The sequence below is a fragment of the Streptomyces sp. NPDC000229 genome, assembly GCF_040300825.1.
GTDB lineage: Bacteria > Actinomycetota > Actinomycetes > Streptomycetales > Streptomycetaceae > Streptomyces.
In genome coordinates, this window is record NZ_JBEPEL010000082.1 from 1 (window position 1) to 17418 (window position 17418).

The window sequence follows — 17418 nt, forward strand, 5'->3', positions numbered from 1 at the left end:
GCGTGAAGCCGGGATCGTGGTGGCCCAGGTATTCGCTGAGAGCCTTGATGCTCTCGCCCGCATCGAGCAGCACGGATGCGTAGAAGTGCGGAAACCCGGCCGGGCGGCGAGGCCCACCGGGCGTTTCCCTAGACTGAGCCCATGACGATCTCCGGACACCACCAGGGCACCCTGGTCCACCGCGAGGCACGGCCCGAGGACCTCGCGGGCATCGACGCCATCGACGGGTCGTTCACCACGGACAGGGCCTTCACCGTCACCGCCACCGGGACGGGGTTCTCCATCGACGAGACGCAGGTCGATCCGCCACTCCGGAAGGTGTTCCCGGAGGAGGACGCGGACGGCGACCTGCCCGGCGCGCACACGCTCGTCGCCGTGGACGGCGAGCGCGTGTGCGGGTACGTCACCACCACGTACCAGGCGTGGAACCGGCGCCTCACCATCGCCGACCTCGCGGTGTCGCCGGACCACCGTGGCCGGGGCATCGGCGCGGGACTGCTGCACCGGACCATGGACCGGGCCCGTGGACTGGGCGCCGGCCACGTCTGGCTGGAGGTCACCAACGTCAACGCGCCCGCGATCCGGCTGTACCGGCGCGCGGGCTTCACGTTCTGTGGCCTGGACACGTCCCTCTACGAAGGCACCGAGTCCGCCGGGGAGACGGCACTGTTCATGAGCCGGCGCTGCTGAGGACGCGCGAGGGCGCTTGCCCGGCCCCCTGTGCCCGGACAAGTGCCCTCGCGCCGTTCACGCCGCCGCCGGCCGTGTCCTCCTGCTCGGCTTCCAGCCCGGCTTGGGTATGGAGTCGATCAGCCGCCGCGTGTACGGATCCCGCGGGTGGCCGAGGACGTCCTCGACCGGACCCTGCTCGACGACCTTCCCGGCCCGCATGACCAGGACCTCCTCGCTGATGTGCCGGACGGCACCGAGGTCGTGCGTGATGAACAGCAGCGCCGTGCCCGTGGTGGCCCTGATGTGTGCGAGCAGGCCCAGGATCTGGGCCTGGATCGACACGTCCAGCGCGGCGATCGCCTCGTCCAGGATCAGTACCCGGGGTTCGGCGGCCAGCGCCCGGGCGATGGCCACGCGCTGACGCTGGCCGCCCGACAGCGCCCGGGGAAGGGACCGCGCCTGCCGGTCGTCCAGGCCCACCATGTCGAGCAGTTCCGCGACCCGGGCGCGGAGCGCGTCCCCCCGCAGCGGCCGGTGCAGCCTGACGGCCTCCGCGACGGCGTCGCCGGCCCGTTGGCGCCGGTCGAGCGAGGAGTACGGGTCCTGGAAGACCATCTGGATGCGCCCGCCGCGTGCTCGCCGCTCGGCCGGCCGTCCGCGTCCGGTCGGGCGGCGCGCGCTGCCAGTGAGGACGATCCGCCCTCCGCTGGGCGCTTCGAGCCCGGCGATCATGCGCGCGGTGGTCGTCTTGCCGGACCCCGACTCGCCGACGACGGCCAGCGACCCCCGCTCCGGAAGGGTGAAGGTGACGTCGTCGACGGCGACGAAGTCACCGAAGACCTTGCGGAGGTTTTTTGCCTCAAGCATGCCTGGCGGCCTCCTCGGACGTGGGCGTGTGGGGGAAGTGGCAGGCCACTGTGGAGCCGCCGGCCGGGCGCGGTGCTGGCCGCTCACCTCGGCACCGGTCTCGCACACCGGGACACCGGTCGCTGAAGGCGCACCCCGTCGGTGCCTCGAACCCGGACAGCGGCCTGCCCGCGACGGCCCGCAGCTCGGTGCGGGTGTCGCCGACCGCGGGGCGGGAGGCCAGGAGGGCCCGGGTGTACGGGTGGGCGGCATGCCCGCGCAGCCCGGTGGCCGAAACCTCCTCGACCGTCGTCCCCGCGTACATCACCATGACCCGGTCGCACACGGCGGCGGCCAGTTCGAGGTCGTGCGTGATGAACAGCATGGCGAGTCCGCGGGCTTCACGGGCCTCACCGATGATCGCCATCACCTCCTCCTGCGTCGTCACGTCGAGCGCGGTGGTCGGCTCGTCGGCGAGCAGCAGCCGTGGCTCGGCGGCCAGCGCGGCGGCGATCATGACGCGTTGGAGCAGGCCGCCGGAGAGCTCGTGGGGGCGCTGCCGCATCCGCCGTTCCGCGTCACCGATACCGACCTCCCGCAGGATCCGGACGACTCTGGTGACCGCCTCGGCGACGGGCACACCCCGTGCGGTCGTCAGGCCCTCCACCAGGAAGTCACCGACGCTGCGGGCCGGATTGACGTGGGCGCGCGGGTCCTGGAACACCATGGCGACGTCGGAGGCACGGAACCCCCGCAGCCGTTCCCGGGTCATGTCCGGCACCGACTCGCCCGCGAACAGCAGTTCCCCGCTCGTCCGGGCGCCCTTGGGCAGCAGGCGCAGGATCGAACGGGCCGTCAGTGACTTCCCGGAACCCGACTCGCCGACCAGGGCGACGGCCCTGCCTTCGGGGATGTCGAGATCCACGCGGTGGACGACGGTCTTGAGCGTGCCGTCCAGGGGAAGGTCGAGGCGCAGGCCGTTGATCCGGAGCAGTGGTGTCGATGTCATGCGTCTTCTCCGAGCAGGCGGCGGGACAGCCCCGCGCCCAGCAGGTTGAACGCGACCACCACCACGAGGATGACGAGACCCGCGTACAGCGACTGCTGTGGTTGGCCGGCGAGGATCGAGGGGGCTCCGTTGGCCACCATCAGGCCCCACTCCGGGTCCGGCGGCTGGCTGCCGAGCCCGAGGAACGAGATGGCGGCCACGTCGAGCAGGGCGTACCCGAAGCCGATGGTGGCCTGGACGAGCACGAGGGGCAGCAGGTTCGGCAGCAGGTGGCGGAGCCAGATGCGGTGCGTGGGCGCTCCGAGGAGCTGGAGTGCCGAGACGTACGGCAGATGGCGTTCCTTGAGCGCGGCCGACCGCACCACCCGGGTGATCAGCGGCAGGTAGGCGATCGACAGCGCCACGATCGGGGCGGTGAGGCCCGCCCCGAAAACGGCGGCGGCGAGCACCGCCATGATCAGGCCGGGGAAACCGAACACGACGTCCAGGGCACCGGAGACGAATCGGTCGAGCCACCCCCCGGCCCAGGCGGCGGTCAGGGCGAGCAGCGTGCCCAGGGTGGTGGAGACCAGGATGACGACGGCCGGGGCGGCCAGGCTGGCGCGCGCGCCGCAGATGAGCCTGGACAGGATGTCGCGTCCGGTGTCGTCGGTGCCCAGGAGGTGGGCGCCGGACGGTCCGGCGTTGACGAGCAGCGGATCGACGGCGTTCGGGTCGTACGGGGCGATCAGGGGGCCCAGCGCGGCCAGCAGGACGAACAGGGCGACCACACAACCGGCGCCGAGGGTCACGCGGTCGCGGGGGCGTCCGGTACGGGGAGCGGCGGTGGCGCGGCCCAGCAGGGTGGTGCTCATCGGGTCCCCTTCCGCGCGGCGGCTCGGGGGTCGAGCGCGGCACTGGTCAGATCGACGGCGGTGTTGATGACGACGAACACGACCACGAAGATCAGGGACACGGCCTGGACCACGGCCATGTCCTGCTTGGACGCCGCCTCGATCATCAGGGCCCCCAGACCACCGGTGCCGAAAGCCTGCTCGGCGACGGCCGCGGTGGCGATGAGGCCCGCGATGCCGACGCCGGACACCGCGCACACGGGGCCGGACGCGTTGTGCAGCACGTGCCGCCGGATCACGGTCCGTTCGGGTACGCCGCGGCTCCGGGCGGTTTCCACGTGCTCCGCCCGCAGCTCCGCGCGCACCGCGGTCCGGGTGACCTGCGCTACGTAGCCGATCCACGTCACCGCCAGCGCGAGGGCCGGGAGCGTCAGGTGCGCGAGGGTGCCGGTGAACCCCTCGCCGGAGCCGTACACCGGGAACCACGGCAACCGGACGGCGAACACCCAGATGAGCAGGACCGACATGAGGAACGTCGGCACCGCCATCGCGCCCGCCGTGAGCGTCGTGGCCAGCGTCTCGGTCCGGCCGCCGCGCAGGGCGGCGACCGTGCCGGTGAACGTACCGACGAGGAGGACCAGGACGGACGCGTACGCCACCAGCGCGACGGTGTCGCCGGCGCGGGCGCCTATCAGGTCGGCGACGGAGTCGCGGTAGACCAGGGACGTGCCGAAGTCACCCTGGAGGCAGCCGCTCAGCCAGTGCCAGTAGCCCGCGAGGAACGGGTCGTCCAAGTGGTGTTCGCGGTGGATCCGCTCCAGTACGCCGGGGTCGGGGTTCCGGCTGCCGCCGATGAGCAGGGTGGCGGGGTCACCGGGGGTGAGGAACAGGGCGCCGTAGATGGCCAGGCTCGAGGCGAGGACGGTCACCACCAGCGTGGCCAGCCGGGTGGCGACGAAGCGGAGCTTCATGGCCCGTCACCCCCGGTACCGCTGCCGGGCAGGACGGTGAGGCGCAGACGCGAGGGGTGGGAGGGACCGGTGCGGAGCGTCTGGAGGCTCGCCCTGGGAGCGGTCGTCAGCCACGGGTCCTCGTGCGAACCGGAGTTGGGCAGATGGTTGGGGAAGTCGCTGCTGGTGACCATCAGCGTGAGACGGTGACCGGGACGCACCCGGTAGCCGGTGTGCCCGAGGGCGATCTCCACCTCACCGGCCGCGTCCGCCTGGACGCAGCCGCGCACGATCAGCCGAGCCGTGCCGTCCGGGGCGAGGTCGAGGAGCCTGACGAACACATCGAACGTGGGCGCCGTGCTTCCGACGTGCAACACCGCGTCCACGGGCCCGGCGAGGTCGAGGGGCGTGTCGCAGACGGGCCCCGTGAAGACGAGGACGTCGTCCCGGTCCGCCGTGGGCCGCTCGTCCGGGTGGTCGTGCAACACCATGAAGGTGTTGGCGGTGGCGGAGGGTACGAGGTCGTCCGGGTCGTAGCGCCATTCCACGGACCCCGCCTCCCTTGCCGGACGGGCGGTGAGCCGGCCGCCGGGCACCGGCCCGGTCGCGGCCTCCGGTTCCCCGAGGTGCAGGTCGATCGACGCCGCCTCCGGCGGGGGCCAGGCCGTCGACGTGCGCCAGCCGACGTGCCCGAGCTTCCACCGCACGCTCGGGAGCGATTCGGGCCGGGCGGTGCCTTTGAGGAAGACGTCGAAGAAGTCCAGTGCCGGACGGGTGTAGGCGTCCAGCATGGCGTCGAGGGCGGCCTCGTCGGCGAGGTGATCGGTGTCCGGGGAGACCGGGGCGTTTTCCAGGAAGTAGTTCTCGTGGTCGGTCGTGTCGGCGATCAGGTACTGCAGCGCCGCCCACCCGGGGCGCCGCGCCAGTTCGGTGTAGTCGCGCATGTGGGCGATGCCGAGGTTGTCGAACCAGCCCACGCAGTGCAGGACGGGAACCGGACGCGCGTCATAGGGGTGCGGCCCGTTGTACGGGGGGAGCGGGATGCCGCCGACGATCAGGTCGAAGCCCTGCGAACGCTTCCCGATGGCCGCGAAGGCCTGCTCGTACGCCGCGATCAGCGGACGTGTGGTGAGGTCGGCCTCGTACTCGTAGTTGTCGTTGTCGACCCAGACGTGCGCCTGGTAGTCGGCGCCCTCCAGCCACAACGGCTGCCGGCCGGACCCGGGGTCGTAACCGGCCACGCCCGGGCCGTTGTCGGTGCACGTCACCCGGGGGACGATCGCGCGAAGGGCGGGGTGCTGGCTGGAGACGGCCGACCACTGGGTGAAGCCGTAGTACGAGTCGCCGAACATGCCCACGATCCCGTTGGACCACGGCTGGTGCGTCACCCACTCGAGGGTGTCGTAACCGTCGTCCACCTCGCCCGTCCAGCCGAGGGTGCGGCCCTGCGAGCGGAACTTGCCCCGGACGTCCTGGACCACCATCACGTAACCGCGTTCCGTGAACCGCTGCGCGGTCTTCTCGAAGAAGACGTAGCGGCTGTTCTTGTCGTACGGCAGGCGGACGAGCACGGTCGGGGCGGGGTCGGGGCGGGCGCCGTAGACGTCGGTGGCCAGCAGCACACCGTCGCGCATGCGCACCATGTGCTGCTGCGCGTGCGGAGGGACCGGCTGGGGGGTGACGCGCTCAACGGCAAGGCTCATGGGCCCTCCACAGAGAAGACAACGCTGAGAAAACAACGTGATATAACAACGTTGCATCTGAGTGCCCGCAGCGTCAACCCCTCCTGAGCTAGGTTGCCCTCATGCCGATCGACGTCGACGAAGTCCAGCGCCGCAAGGAAATCGCCCGGGCAACCCTGGCCGTTGCCGCCCGAGACGGAGCCCGCGCGGTCACCATCCGCGCCGTCGCCAAGGAACTGGGCGGCTCCACCGCGATGGTGACCAACTACGTGCCCACGCGGATAGCGCTGATCACCAACGCCGTGCGTGCCGCCGAGTCCCGCTGGCGGGCCGATCTGGAAGCGCGGGTGGGGGAACTGGAGGGCAAGGACCGCCTGCGGGCCATCGTGGAGTGGAACCTCAGCACCGAACCCGACGACCTGCTGCTGCGCACGCTGTGGGTCGAAATGCTCTCGTCGGTGCACACCGACCCGAACGGGCTCGACCAGCGTGAGCCGCACGAATCTCGCCAGGAGTTCGTCGAGGCGGCCCTCGCCGCCGGGGTGCCCGACGCGGAGCTGGCCGCCGACGTCCTCTTCCTGCTGACCCGCGGCTACTTCATCTCCACGGTGGAGGACCCGGCCTTCTGGTCGGCCGAGCGGGTGGGCCGGGTCGCCCGCGCCGTCGTCGACGCGCTGGTGGGCGACTGACGGGCCGCCGGTGGGTCCGCGGTGACACCGGAGCGTGGCGACGGGCCGAGGGCGGGCCGGAACGGGCGGGCGCCGGGGCACGGTTATGCTCGAACCCCACCGCGCTTTCCGAGGAGCCATGACCACCCCCGCACGGAACCTGCCCCAGCTGCTGATCGAGGCCAAGCGCTGGTTCGACGACGCGTTGCAGGCGAGCATGCGGGCCGCGGGCGAGCAGCCGGTGACCGCCGCCCAGGGCGCCGTCTTCGCCACGCTGGACGACGGGGGCACCACGATCTCCGAGCTCGCCCGCCGGATCGGCGTCACGCGGCAGACCGTCCACCAAGCCGTGCACGGCCTCATCGGGATGGGCCTGCTGGAACAGGTCCCCGACCCCGCCTCCGCCCGCAGCCGCCTGATCCGTACCACCGCCGAAGGCGCCCGCGTCCACCGCCGTGCCCTTGCCACGCTCGCCGTACTCGAAGACCACCTGGCGCAGCGCATCGGCGAGGACACCATCACCGGCCTGCGCACCGCGCTGACCGCCTCCTGGGGCGAGCCGCCCCTGGTGGAAGCGCCCTGACGCGACCGTCCTGCGGCGCCGCGGCTGCCCGGGTGCGGCGCCCCCGGCCGGCTACCGCAGTCCGGACGCTTCGAAGACCGTGCGGGCCGTCTCGCGGTCCACACGCGCCGACAGTTGCCGCAGGGCGGCCGCTCCGCACAGCAGCAGCCCGTCGGCGAGGCACGCGCGGGCGTCCTCGTCGACCACCCGCCACAACGGCGGATTGGCGACCAGCACCCGCGGGTCGAGCTCCACGCGACCACCTTCCGTGTCCCGCAGGATCAGCCGCTGCGCCACACCGTCGGACCGGCGCACCGACACCAGGCGGTCGGTGCGTACGCTCCGCTCGCGCAGCAGGCCACGCGAGACCAGGAGGCCCGGCCGCGCGGAGACGCTCGGCGGAGTGAGCACCGCCCACAGCAGTACGGCCAGGGCGGCCCACAGCACGGCACGCCACCGCGTCAGGCTCCCCGCACCCGCGTCGACCAGGAGCAGCAGCCCGAGCAGGGTCCCCGCACAGGCACACGCGAAACGAGCGTCGACCGCCCAGCGGCCGTCCCGCACCACCGAGGCGGGCCGTTCGGCGGACCCGACACCACGGATACGTTCCATGGCGACGACCGTAGCCGCAACACAGCCGCCGCCGGCACCGATTGACGCGGCGCTGACGGAGTCCCAGCGGTCCCTTGACGGCTGCCGTCGGGGCCGCGTGCCCGGACCCCAGCAGGGGCCGCCGCGCCCCGGTGGCACGCGGCATGACCGCTGCGGTCCGGATCGCCCCCATCGGCCCGTGGGGGCCGGCGTACGGCACCCGGCCTTGTCAGTGGCCCGTGCCAGGATGCCTTCCATGATTGTTGCGCTTCCCCGGACGCCCATCTCCTCCGCCCTGTACGTCGACTGGGTCCTCGCGCACGACCCCGGCGCCGGACCCGCGGCGCGGGACCTGCTCGACGCGGCGAATCGACAGCTGCCCGTGGCCTGGGAGAAGCCGGGGCGGTTCCTGGACGGGATGGCGATACACGCCCGGCAGCTTCCACCCGCTCATCTGCCGTGGTTCTGGGACACGGTGGGGCACTGGCTGACCGCCGCGGTGCGTTCACCGCGCCACGCCGGGCGCGCGTACGCGGAGGCCCGGAAGGCCGAGCGGGAGCACGCCCTCGCTGTCGACCCCGACTTCCACCGGGCCAACACGCTGCTGTTCGCCCGCGCAGGCGCCCTGCCGGCCAAGGAACTGACGGCGTACCAGCGGTGGGTCGCGGCCACCTTCCCGCCGAAGGAAGCGCATGAGGAGTACGTCCGGCTGCTGACCGTGTGGGCCGCGTCCCCCGGCGAGATCCCGGCCGACCTGGCACGCCGCGTGCGGGCATCGGCCCAGGCGGCGGGAATGGGCACCGACGAGGACGCCCGCGTTCTGGGCACGGTCCTGGCCCAGGCGCGTGGCAAGGCCCTGCCGGACACCCTGCTGGACGCGGCGGCGGCGGTACTGGCCGAGCACCCGCAGGGCGACGAGGTGAACGCGGCTCTCCTCGAGCTCTTCCCCTCGTCGAAGAGCGACGCGGCACCCTGGCTGCGGCTGCTGATCCGCTCGGGAGCGGCCCAGGCGCCGGCTGCCGGCCGGATCGTCCCCGAGGGCGGACACGCCGCCTGGCTGGGACGGTTCGCCGGTGACTACGCCTTCCGTCCCTCGGGCGGCGGAATCGTGCGCCAGCCGATGCCCGGTGAACTGTTCGAGTTCGTGGCCCTGTTCGCCCCCCGGCTGCGCGCGGCGGGCGTCCCGGTGTGCCTCCACAAGACCAAGTGGCACTACACCGGCCTGGACGCCGACCTGCTCGACGCCTGCCTCGCCGAGGGCATCCCCGTCGAGGACCCGGGCGGACAGGTACCCCTGGAGTTCTGGGGCGACCGTTCGCGCCGCGACCTCAAGGCCCTGGCCGAGGACCCCGTCTTCGGGCCGCGCCTGGAAGGCACCGTCCACGAGGAACTGCTCCGCGGCCGCTTCTCCGGCTCCCGCACGCCCGGCACGGCCATCACCCGCCTCCCGGAGAACTCCGGCATCGCCGCCGAGGTGCACCGCCGGGTCAACGGGCTGCTCGACGCGCTCCGCGGCGGTGGGCTCGGCGCCGCCGACGAGGCCGTGGAGGAGCTGGCGACCCTGCTCGACCGGCCCACCGCGACCGCGCTGGACGGCATCGAGGAGGCCCTGGCGGCGCTGGACCTGGTGGGCCCGCTCGCCCGCTCCCTTCGTGCCGGACTGCCGGAAGAGCTGAGCTGGCCCGCCCTGGACGCCGTACTCGCCGAGTTCGAGGAGCAGGGCCACGAGGTGGCGGGCGTGACCTGCACCTGGCCCGTGCTGAGCGTGTACTCGCACACCCGGGCCGTCGCCGTCGACCACGCCGGGCCGCGCGCCTCCGCCGACTTCTCCGTCCCGGACGACACCACCATGCACTCCGTGCACTTCGTCGGCGGACACTTCCTCGTCGGCTGGAACACCCGGGAGGCCGGATACGCCGAGCACGCCTTCTGGGCCGACCGCCCCGACGACGTCTTCGTGCCCGAGGACGTCCTGGGCGTCATCCCGTTCGGAGGGTCCATCAGAGGCGGCCTCGGCTTCCAGTTCGAGAGCGCCGACGGCGGCGGCCGCCACGACGGTGAGCGCGTCCTGCGCCCCGGCGGCCGCGAGGGCATCGCCGGGGCCGACCTGCAGATGTCCGACGGACGCCGTATGTGGAGCTCCGAGACGTACTTCAAGGGATGGGCCCGTCTCGACCCGGCGACCGGCGCCCGGACCGAGGACACCACCCTCCCCGAGTTCCACACCTCCGGCGAACTCCGCCCCGGCACGGCCCTGTTCCCCAGGGCGTGCACACTGGCACCGCTGCCCCACGGTGCCCCCGCGTCCCCGCTCGGCCAGGCGGGGAACCTGGTCGGCTTCCGCGTCCTCCACCGCACCGGCCATCGCACGGAGGCCCCCACCGATTTCGTCCTGGAAGGCATCGACGGCCGCACCGCCACCTACCGGATATCGGAACTGGGCCAGGAGCCCTGGGGCATCGTGCGCATGCCCGAGGGCGGCGAGGAAGGCGTCCTCGCGGAGGAGGCGAGCATCCGCTGCCACGCCTCCGAGGACGGCTCCCTGCTGTGGGAAGTACGCGGCTTCCAGAGCCCCAACGTCCCCGGCTACAGGACCGCCCGCCGCTCCCACTGCGACACCCCCTTCCCACCGCCCGCCTTCTGGCACTTCCTCGTCCCACGCGACACCGCCTCCTCCACCGCCCTGCGCGCCGTGGCCGACGAGGCGGTACGCGCCCTCCTCGCCGACCCCGAGCGGATCCCGGACGGGGTGTCCGACGCGCACATCGCAACGGGCGTCCGGCGGGCCGCCCGGCTGGCGGCGGACGTGCTGCGCCGCCGCGAGGAGCTGTCCCGGCGGGTCCGCATCATGCGGTCCGGGCCCGCCGTCCGGTTGCCCGCCCAGGTCCCCGACACCGAGCTGGTGCCGGCGCTGTGGGGCCTCCTGCCGGAGTACCGCGGCCCGAGCGACCGCCGCGACCCGCAGCCCCACCCGGCCACCCTCACCGCCGTCGCCGCGGACGGCGCCTTCCTCCGTGGCGAGCTCGACGACGAGACCCGCCGCCTGGCTCCGCCGGCGCAGCCCTTCGACTGGAGCGTGCTGCTCGGCCACATCGACGCCGCGGCCTGGCGCGCCGCCGTGGCCCTCACCGGCGAACACCAGCGGACCGCGCTCAGGGCACTGCTGGAGACCTGGGCCGGTCAGCCCTTCGCCGTGCGGGGCAGCACCTGGCGCACCGGCAGGGCTCCCATGGCCTGCTTCGACGACGAGCGCCTGCGGGCCGCCGTCTCCGGACCGGCCCACCGGGCCAAGACCGTGCGATTCGTCCAGCCGGCGGAAGCCCCCGCCCCCTCGGGGACCATCGCCCCCGACGAGGTGACCAATCCCGACCGGGCGGCCGCGCCGGAGACCGTCACCGTCACGGTCACCCGTGACGACGCCTCCCGGCTGACCCGCTTCCTCGGACTCCTCGACGAGCACGGGCCGCTGCCCGTCGGCCCGGACGCCGTCCTGGCCTTCTGCCGCCGCACCGGCGTCCGGCGCTCCCTCGCGACGCTGGTCCTGGCCGGACTGCCCCGCCCCATGGGATACGACGAACAGAAGAAGCTGCTGCGCACGGCGCCGTACAAGGCCGACAAGGACGTCGGCGGGGTGTACAACGGGCTGCCGCACACCATCGGCCCGTCCGGCACCGGAGCGGTCCTCGCCGCGGGCGTCCCCGACGACCCGGCCGACCTGTGGGCGGACGGAGGCATGGTCCGTGCCGCCGAACGCATGGGCGAGGAGTGGAACCGCCTGGTCGGCCGCCGGCCGTACGCCGACGAGGACCTGGCGGTGGCCCTCGAAGCCGACCTGGGGATCGGCATCGAATGGGCCCAGCGCCTCTCCGCCTCCACCGACGGCGAGGAGCCCGGCACCGGGCCGGAGCCCCACACCCCGCCGCGCCCGCGTTTCGTCCTCGCCGGCGGCAGCACCGGCGGCCTGAGCCTCCACCGCGCCAAGGACGACGGCGGCCCCGGAGAGTACGTCCGGTCCTCGGACCTCCCGCACACCCGCCCCGCCACCGTCCTGGCCTGGCTGCTCACCGAGCGCCCGGTCGGCGATCCGGCACGCGCGCACGCCCGCCGCCTCCACACCGAAGTGCTCCACACGCTCAACGACCCCGGCATGCTCGTCCCCGTCGGCTGGAACGCCGACCTCGCCCGCACGGCACCGGCCGACCCGGCGTTCCGGCCCTACGAGGGCCCGGTACTGCCGTGCACCTGGTCCGAGTACGGCCGGAACAACCCCTCGGTGGCGTACGACGACGACTGCCTCGTCGTCGCCGTACCCGGCACCGAGGTCTTCCTCCGCCCGTCCGGGCTGGCCGGCCGCCGCAAGGACACCCCGGTCGAAGAGGCGGCACGCCGGATCGAGATCCTGTACGAGGAAAACGGCGGCCTGGCCCGCATGGTCAGGCGCGCCGAGGAGACCCCGGTACCGTCGGGCGCGTACGAGACGAACCCGCGCCACAGCGTCCCGGACCTGTCGGCCGAAGTCTCGGACGCCCTCTCCGTGGGACCGGACGCGGCCGCCCTGTACCTCCAGCTCCTCGCCCTCGCCCGGCCGACGGACCAGAACGTCCGGCGGTGGAACGGCTGGACGGCGGCCCGCCACAAGAAGGCCCAGGCCGAGCTCGCATCCGTCGGCGCGATCGAGACCGGCAAGCGCGCCCGTGTGGGTCGGACGGCGTTCATACCGGGGCCGTGGACCGAACTCAAGGCTCCCCACCTCCCGTTGGAGACGGCGAAGCTCCCCTTGTACCTGGTCACGACGGAGGACAGCGGCTTCCGAGGCCCGTTCACCCGCCTCCTGCCGCCCCTGCCGGTGCACGAACTCTTCGCGCTGGCCTGGAAGGAGGCCCGCGGGTAACAGCCGGGCGCGCCCAGCACGTCGCTCAAAGGACGGCGGATGTTCGTCGGTGCGTCACCAGGGCCCCGCCCATAGAGGCAAGCATCTATGTTCCCGCCTTCGGAAAGGAACGACAGGTGCAGCGTCGACGGGCACATCGCGGATGTCTGCTGGGCACGGGCGTGGCAGTGGCGGGGGGTGCCCTGCTCCTGTCCGCCTGCGGCACCACGGCCGTCAGTGACAACGGTCCGTCCCCCGCGCACACGAGCAGCATCGTGTGCGCGGAGCGGGGCCGGCTGGCGGCGTCGGGTTCCAGCGCGCAGCAGAACGCGATGAAGCACTGGATGCGCGAGTACACAGAGGCGTGCCCCGGGGTGGAGATCCGCTATGTGCCGATCGGTTCCGGCGGGGGCGTTGCCCAGTTTTTGCGCGGGGTGACGGTCATCGGCGGAACCGACAGTCCGCTGAAGCCCGATGAGGTGGAGCGCTCCCGGGAGGCCTGCCGGGGAGGCAGGGCCATAGATCTGCCCATGGTCGGCGGGCCCATCGCCATCGGCTACAACCTCACCGGGGTGAAGGACCTCGTCCTGGACGCCGCCACCCTCGCCAAGATCTTCGACTCCGACATCACCATGTGGAACGCGCCCGAGATCCAGTGGCTCAACCCCGGCATCCAGCTCCCCGCCACCCCCATCAGCGCGGTGCACCGCTCCGACGAATCGGGCACGACCCAGAACCTGAACGCCTACCTCGCCGGAGCCGCGCCCGAGGAGTGGCCGTACCCGAAGGGCAAGACCTGGCAGGCCAAGGGCGGTCGGTCGGCCGCCGGCTCCGGTGGAGTGGCGTCCCAGGTGCAGGGGATCGACGGCGCGATCGGCTACTTCGAGCTGTCCTTCGCCAAGGCGAAGGGGCTCCCCGCGGTCAGGCTGGACACGGGCGCGGCGGAACCCGTCGCCGTCTCCGCCGAGACCGCCTCGGCCGGTATCGCCACGGCGCATGTGAGCGGTGCGGGCAAGGACATGACGCTGACGTTCGACCACAGGACGAGGGCGAGCGGCGCGTACCCCATTGTCCTCGTCACGTACGAGATCGTGTGCGACTCCGGGAATCAGGCGGATGTGCTGCCCGCCCTGAAGTCCTTCCTCACCTACACGGCGAGCGAGGAGGGCCAGGGAGAACTCTCCCGGATCCACTACGCCCCCCTGCCGGACGACGTGGCCGCACGGGTGCGGCAGGTCGTCAGCGGCCTGTCCTGATCAGGGGGCTCCGGAGGACGGGGCGCCCCGGCCTCCGCAGCCCGCCTCTACGTGAACCTCTTGCGCCAGGCCAGTGACACGTACACCAGGGCCACCAGCACCGGAACCTCGATGAGCGGGCCGACGACGCCGGAGAGGGCTTGGCCGGACGTCACACCGAAGGTGGCGATGGCGACCGCGATGGCCAGCTCGAAGTTGTTGCCGGCGGCGGTGAAGGCGAGCGTCGCGGTCCGGTCGTAGTTCAGGCCGATGGCCTTGCCGAGCAGGAAGGTGCCGAACCACATGACCGCGAAGTACACCAGCAGCGGGACGGCGATCCTGGCCACGTCGAGCGGCTGGGAGGTGATGGTCTTCCCCTGCAGCGCGAAGAGGATGACGATCGTGAACAGAAGCCCGTACAGCGCCCACGGCCCGATCTTCGGCAGGAAACCCGACTCGTAGGATTCGCGGCCGAGTTTCTTCTCGCCGATGCGGCGGGTCAGGAAGCCCGCCAGCAGCGGGATGCCGAGGAAGATGACGACATTCAGGGCGATCTTCCACATGGAGATGTCGAGCGCCGCGCCATCGCCCAGTCCGAGCCAGCCGGGCAGGAGGTCCAGGTAGAACCAGCCGAGCAGGCCGAAGGCGAGGACCTGGAACACGCTGTTGAGCGCGACGAGCACGGCGGCCGCCTCGCGGTCGCCGCAGGCCAGATCGTTCCAGATGATGACCATGGCGATGCAGCGGGCGAGGCCGACGATGATCAGGCCGGTGCGGTACTCGGGGAGGTCCGGCAGGAAGATCCACGCCAGCGCGAACATCACCGCCGGGCCGAGGCCCCAGTTGATCACCAGCGACGACACCATGAGCTTGCGGTCACCGGTGACGGCGTCCAGTCTGTCGTACCGGACCTTCGCCAGGACCGGGTACATCATGATCAGCAGGCCGACGGCGATCGGCAGTGAGATCCCGCCGATCTCGACCTTCGCCAGGGCGTCGTTCAGACCGGGGACCACCCGGCCGAGCCCCAGCCCGAGGGCCATGGCGAGCAGGATCCATACGGCGAGGAATCGGTCGAGCGTCGAAAGCTTCGCGACCACCGATGTCTCCTCGGTGGTCGCGGGTGCTTCGGTGCGGGTCACGGGCAGGCTCTCTTGTTGTCGGCGGCGGTACGAGCGGTGGCGGCCAGCTCGGCGAATTGGTCAGCGAGTTGTGCGATGACGTCGGGCCGCAGCTTGTAGTACGTGAAGCGGCCGCACGGCTCGGTCTCCACGACCCCGGCCTCGCGCAGCACTCTCAGGTGGTTGGAGAGGTTCGTCTGGCGGGCGCCGGTCTCCTCCACGAGGTGGGTGGTGCAGAGGGTCTCACGGGCCAGCAGCGCCACGATCCGCAGCCTGAGCGGGTCGGCCAGGACGCGGATCAGTTCAGTGTCGACTGACGTCATCATGGGCTGATACTGTCACACATCAGTGGTGGGTGACACCACCAGGTGCTGATGTCAGTGAACCCTGATATGCCTGCTTCGTCGCGAGACAAGAGAGACCTCCGATGGCCGAGAAGCCCTCCGTCCTGTTCGTCTGCGTCCACAACGCCGGCCGCTCGCAGATGGCCGCCGCGTGGCTGACCCACCTGGCCGGAGACCGCGTCGAGGTCCGGTCGGCCGGCTCCGCCCCCGCCGACCAGGTCAACCCCGCCGCCGTCGAGGCGATGCGCGAGGTGGGCATCGACATGTCCGCCGAGACCCCGAAGATCCTCACCGTGGACGCGGTCAAGGCGTCGGACGTCTGCATCACCATGGGCTGTGGCGACACCTGCCCGGTCTTCCCCGGCAAGCGGTACCTGGACTGGAAGCTGGAGGACCCGGCGGGTCAGGGCGTCGAAGCCGTACGTCCCATCCGCGACGAGATCAAGAAGCTCGTTGAGGGCCTGATCGAGGAGATCGCTCCCGACAACGCCGTGTGAGTGCGTCGAGCGGGGCGGCGCCGTCACCGCGGCGCCGTCACCGCGGTGGTGTGCCGCGCAGGTGTGCTGCCGGTGCCGACAGTGCCGTGCCGACGCCGCGCGCCCGCCAAGTCCTGCCCGTCGTCCGAAAGGCCCCTGGTCTTTCGCTGCCGGGTCTCTGTCAGGCCGCTGCGACGCGGCCGTGACGGCAGTGTGTCCGGTGGGGGCGGACGACCGCAGAGTCAGCAGCAGCCGCCATCAACGCTGGGGCGGCACGCGTCCGTCGCTGTGGCCGGGGGCGTCGGCGCCGAGGCGCAAGCGGGCGCGGCCGTCGGCGTGGAGGGGGAAGCGGGCGTGGCGCAGCAGCCGTCGCCGCGCCACGCGTCCCGGCCTTCCTTGACCGCCACCGCGGCGATGACCAGCGCGGCGATCGGGTCGGCCCATGACCAGCCGAGGGTCGCGTTGGCGACGAGGCCGACGAGCAGTACGGCGGACAGATAGGTGCACAGCAGCGTCTGCTTGGAGTCGGCCACGGCGGAGGCGGACCCGAGCTCCCGTCCGGCCCTGCGTTGTGCGGCGGACAGGAACGGCATCACCGCGAGCGACAACGCGGCCAGCGCGATGCCGGGGAGCGAACCGTGGGCCTCCGTACTCCCGGCGAGCGCACGGACGGAGTCCACGGACACATAGGCCGCCAGAGCGAAGAACGAGACCGCGATGATCCGCAGGGTTCGCCTCTCACGGGCCTCGCGGGCGGCGTGATCAGGTGCGGAGAACTGCCAGGCGACCGCGGTGGCCGAGGACACCTCGATGACGGAGTCCAGTCCGAAGCCGATCAGCGCGGTTGAAGAGGCGATGGTGCCCGCGGTGATCGCGACGACGGCCTCGACCAGGTTGTAGGCGATGGTGGCGGTGACCAGCAGGCGTATTCGGCGGGTGAGTGTGTCCCGGCGCGCGGGGGAGGGCCCGAGAGATGTCACGGCCACGGTCAGCAGCAACCCTTCTCGTCGGCGTCGGGGCACGTCCGGTCCGCCTCGACGGCGACGACGGCCGTTCGCAGATCGTCCAGTACCCGCCCGAGCCGCTCGTCGGCGAGCTCGTAGCGGACACGGCGGCCCACGGGCACGGTCACGACGAGGCCGCAGTCCCGCAGGCAGGCCAGATGGTTGGACAGCCGGGTGCGGGAGATGCCCAAGCGGTCGGCGAGGTCGGAGGGATGGGCAGGCGCCTCACGCAACGCGAGTAGGAGACGGCAACGGATCGGGTCGGCGAGCGCGCGGCCGAACCGCGCCAGCACCTCGATTTCGGGGGCAAGTGTCAGCACACCCTGAAGGTACACGACTCCATGAATTCAGGAAACTTTGAACTATTTGCCGTCCTTCCGTCCCGTGCGGAGCTCACCTCTCCCACCCGACACCATCGTGTCCACCATCTTCGGCCGGCCGGCCGGCCCCGCGACCGCGGCTGATGCGCGGACCGGCACCAGCATCCAACCCGTCACGTCGCCCACGACAGTGTCTCCGAGGCCCACTAGTTCGCCGCGTCCCACGAAGCCACCG

General features: G+C 72.1%; 16 protein-coding genes and 1 pseudogene. 6 read left to right on the plus strand and 11 right to left on the minus strand.

From position 1 onward, the window contains the following. Positions 1-88 (minus strand): annotated as a pseudogene (locus ABT360_RS28915) (tyrosine-type recombinase/integrase); the annotation flags it as partial. Positions 89-141: 53 nt separating this feature from the next. Between ABT360_RS28915 and ABT360_RS28920 the strand changes: the two are divergent. Beyond that, positions 142-690, plus strand: coding sequence for a GNAT family N-acetyltransferase (locus tag ABT360_RS28920; RefSeq protein ID WP_351822752.1), 549 nt, complete (start codon positions 142-144; stop codon positions 688-690). 57 nt (positions 691-747) lie between these two features. On the opposite strand, the gene ABT360_RS28925 is transcribed toward ABT360_RS28920, so the two are convergent. The 5 genes from ABT360_RS28925 to ABT360_RS28945 are packed head-to-tail and all read right to left on the minus strand — an operon-like array spanning position 748 to position 6013. Beyond that, positions 748-1539 carry an ABC transporter ATP-binding protein gene (locus ABT360_RS28925; protein WP_351822755.1) on the minus strand — a complete coding sequence of 264 codons (792 nt, stop codon included), beginning with the start codon at positions 1537-1539 and terminating at the stop codon, positions 748-750. Beyond that, a complete protein-coding gene (locus tag ABT360_RS28930) occupies positions 1532-2527 on the minus strand; it encodes an ABC transporter ATP-binding protein (protein ID WP_351822758.1) in 996 nt (331 codons plus the stop codon). Before ABT360_RS28930 ends, ABT360_RS28925 begins: the two co-directional genes overlap by 8 nt. Further along, positions 2524-3381 (minus strand): ABC transporter permease, encoded by an 858-nt coding sequence (locus tag ABT360_RS28935; protein ID WP_351822761.1) that lies wholly within the window; start codon positions 3379-3381, stop codon positions 2524-2526. Before ABT360_RS28935 ends, ABT360_RS28930 begins: the two co-directional genes overlap by 4 nt. Continuing rightward, positions 3378-4331 carry an ABC transporter permease gene (locus ABT360_RS28940; RefSeq protein WP_351822764.1) on the minus strand — a complete coding sequence of 318 codons (954 nt, stop codon included), beginning with the start codon at positions 4329-4331 and terminating at the stop codon, positions 3378-3380. The genes ABT360_RS28935 and ABT360_RS28940 overlap by 4 nt, the downstream gene beginning before the upstream one ends. After that, positions 4328-6013 carry a CocE/NonD family hydrolase gene (locus ABT360_RS28945; protein ID WP_351822767.1) on the minus strand — a complete coding sequence of 562 codons (1686 nt, stop codon included), beginning with the start codon at positions 6011-6013 and terminating at the stop codon, positions 4328-4330. The genes ABT360_RS28940 and ABT360_RS28945 overlap by 4 nt, the downstream gene beginning before the upstream one ends. A gap of 101 nt (positions 6014-6114) precedes the next feature. Here ABT360_RS28945 and ABT360_RS28950 point away from each other — a divergent pair, with 101 nt between their 5' ends. Together ABT360_RS28950 and ABT360_RS28955 are read left to right on the plus strand one after the other, a co-directional pair. After that, positions 6115-6681, plus strand: a complete 567-nt coding sequence (locus ABT360_RS28950; RefSeq protein WP_351822769.1) for a TetR/AcrR family transcriptional regulator — start codon at positions 6115-6117, stop codon at positions 6679-6681. A 118-nt stretch (positions 6682-6799) separates the two neighbouring features. Then, on the plus strand, positions 6800-7243 hold the full coding sequence (locus ABT360_RS28955) for a MarR family winged helix-turn-helix transcriptional regulator (RefSeq protein ID WP_351822772.1): 444 nt from the start codon (positions 6800-6802) through the stop codon (positions 7241-7243). Between the two features lie 51 nt (positions 7244-7294). Here the strand turns inward: ABT360_RS28955 and ABT360_RS28960 are convergent, their stop codons facing one another. Continuing rightward, the gene (locus ABT360_RS28960) at positions 7295-7834 is read right to left on the minus strand and encodes a hypothetical protein (protein ID WP_351822775.1); all 540 of its coding nucleotides are present in this window, start codon (positions 7832-7834) and stop codon (positions 7295-7297) included. A 235-nt stretch (positions 7835-8069) separates the two neighbouring features. Here ABT360_RS28960 and ABT360_RS28965 point away from each other — a divergent pair, with 235 nt between their 5' ends. Further along, on the plus strand, positions 8070-12704 hold the full coding sequence (locus tag ABT360_RS28965) for a hypothetical protein (protein ID WP_351822777.1): 4635 nt from the start codon (positions 8070-8072) through the stop codon (positions 12702-12704). A 116-nt stretch (positions 12705-12820) separates the two neighbouring features. Next, positions 12821-13939: a phosphate ABC transporter substrate-binding protein PstS gene (pstS, locus tag ABT360_RS28970; RefSeq protein ID WP_351822780.1), complete on the plus strand. Its 1119-nt coding sequence runs from the start codon at positions 12821-12823 to the stop codon at positions 13937-13939. Positions 13940-13986: 47 nt separating this feature from the next. Here the strand turns inward: pstS and arsB are convergent, their stop codons facing one another. Next, on the minus strand, positions 13987-15060 hold the full coding sequence (arsB, locus tag ABT360_RS28975; RefSeq protein WP_351822782.1) for an ACR3 family arsenite efflux transporter: 1074 nt from the start codon (positions 15058-15060) through the stop codon (positions 13987-13989). Continuing rightward, positions 15057-15365, minus strand: a complete 309-nt coding sequence (locus ABT360_RS28980; RefSeq protein ID WP_351822784.1) for an ArsR/SmtB family transcription factor — start codon at positions 15363-15365, stop codon at positions 15057-15059. Before ABT360_RS28980 ends, arsB begins: the two co-directional genes overlap by 4 nt. A gap of 101 nt (positions 15366-15466) precedes the next feature. Here ABT360_RS28980 and ABT360_RS28985 point away from each other — a divergent pair, with 101 nt between their 5' ends. Further along, positions 15467-15880: an arsenate reductase ArsC gene (locus tag ABT360_RS28985; protein ID WP_351822787.1), complete on the plus strand. Its 414-nt coding sequence runs from the start codon at positions 15467-15469 to the stop codon at positions 15878-15880. Between the two features lie 221 nt (positions 15881-16101). On the opposite strand, the gene ABT360_RS28990 is transcribed toward ABT360_RS28985, so the two are convergent. Together ABT360_RS28990 and ABT360_RS28995 are read right to left on the minus strand one after the other, a co-directional pair. Beyond that, entirely contained in the window at positions 16102-16845 is a 744-nt protein-coding gene (locus tag ABT360_RS28990) for a cation transporter (RefSeq protein WP_351822790.1), read from the minus strand. Positions 16846-16847: 2 nt separating this feature from the next. Continuing rightward, the gene (locus ABT360_RS28995; protein WP_351822793.1) at positions 16848-17183 is read right to left on the minus strand and encodes an ArsR/SmtB family transcription factor; all 336 of its coding nucleotides are present in this window, start codon (positions 17181-17183) and stop codon (positions 16848-16850) included. Between the last annotated feature and the right edge of the window lie 235 nt (positions 17184-17418).

Bases quoted from the DNA above. Each gene is read 5' to 3' on its own strand.
- ABT360_RS28935 (WP_351822761.1), bottom strand. From the start codon at position 3,381: ATGAGCACCACCCTGCTGGGCCGCGCCACCGCCGCTCCCCGTACCGGA.
- ABT360_RS28945 (WP_351822767.1), bottom strand. From the start codon at position 6,013: ATGAGCCTTGCCGTTGAGCGCGTCACCCCCCAGCCGGTCCCTCCGCAC.
- ABT360_RS28950 (WP_351822769.1), top strand. From the start codon at position 6,115: ATGCCGATCGACGTCGACGAAGTCCAGCGCCGCAAGGAAATCGCCCGG.
- ABT360_RS28940 (WP_351822764.1), bottom strand. From the start codon at position 4,331: ATGAAGCTCCGCTTCGTCGCCACCCGGCTGGCCACGCTGGTGGTGACC.
- ABT360_RS28980 (WP_351822784.1), bottom strand. From the start codon at position 15,365: ATGATGACGTCAGTCGACACTGAACTGATCCGCGTCCTGGCCGACCCG.
- ABT360_RS28960 (WP_351822775.1), bottom strand. From the start codon at position 7,834: ATGGAACGTATCCGTGGTGTCGGGTCCGCCGAACGGCCCGCCTCGGTG.
- ABT360_RS28955 (WP_351822772.1), top strand. From the start codon at position 6,800: ATGACCACCCCCGCACGGAACCTGCCCCAGCTGCTGATCGAGGCCAAG.
- ABT360_RS28920 (WP_351822752.1), top strand. From the start codon at position 142: ATGACGATCTCCGGACACCACCAGGGCACCCTGGTCCACCGCGAGGCA.
- ABT360_RS28965 (WP_351822777.1), top strand. From the start codon at position 8,070: ATGATTGTTGCGCTTCCCCGGACGCCCATCTCCTCCGCCCTGTACGTC.
- ABT360_RS28925 (WP_351822755.1), bottom strand. From the start codon at position 1,539: ATGCTTGAGGCAAAAAACCTCCGCAAGGTCTTCGGTGACTTCGTCGCC.
- ABT360_RS28985 (WP_351822787.1), top strand. From the start codon at position 15,467: ATGGCCGAGAAGCCCTCCGTCCTGTTCGTCTGCGTCCACAACGCCGGC.
- ABT360_RS28930 (WP_351822758.1), bottom strand. From the start codon at position 2,527: ATGACATCGACACCACTGCTCCGGATCAACGGCCTGCGCCTCGACCTT.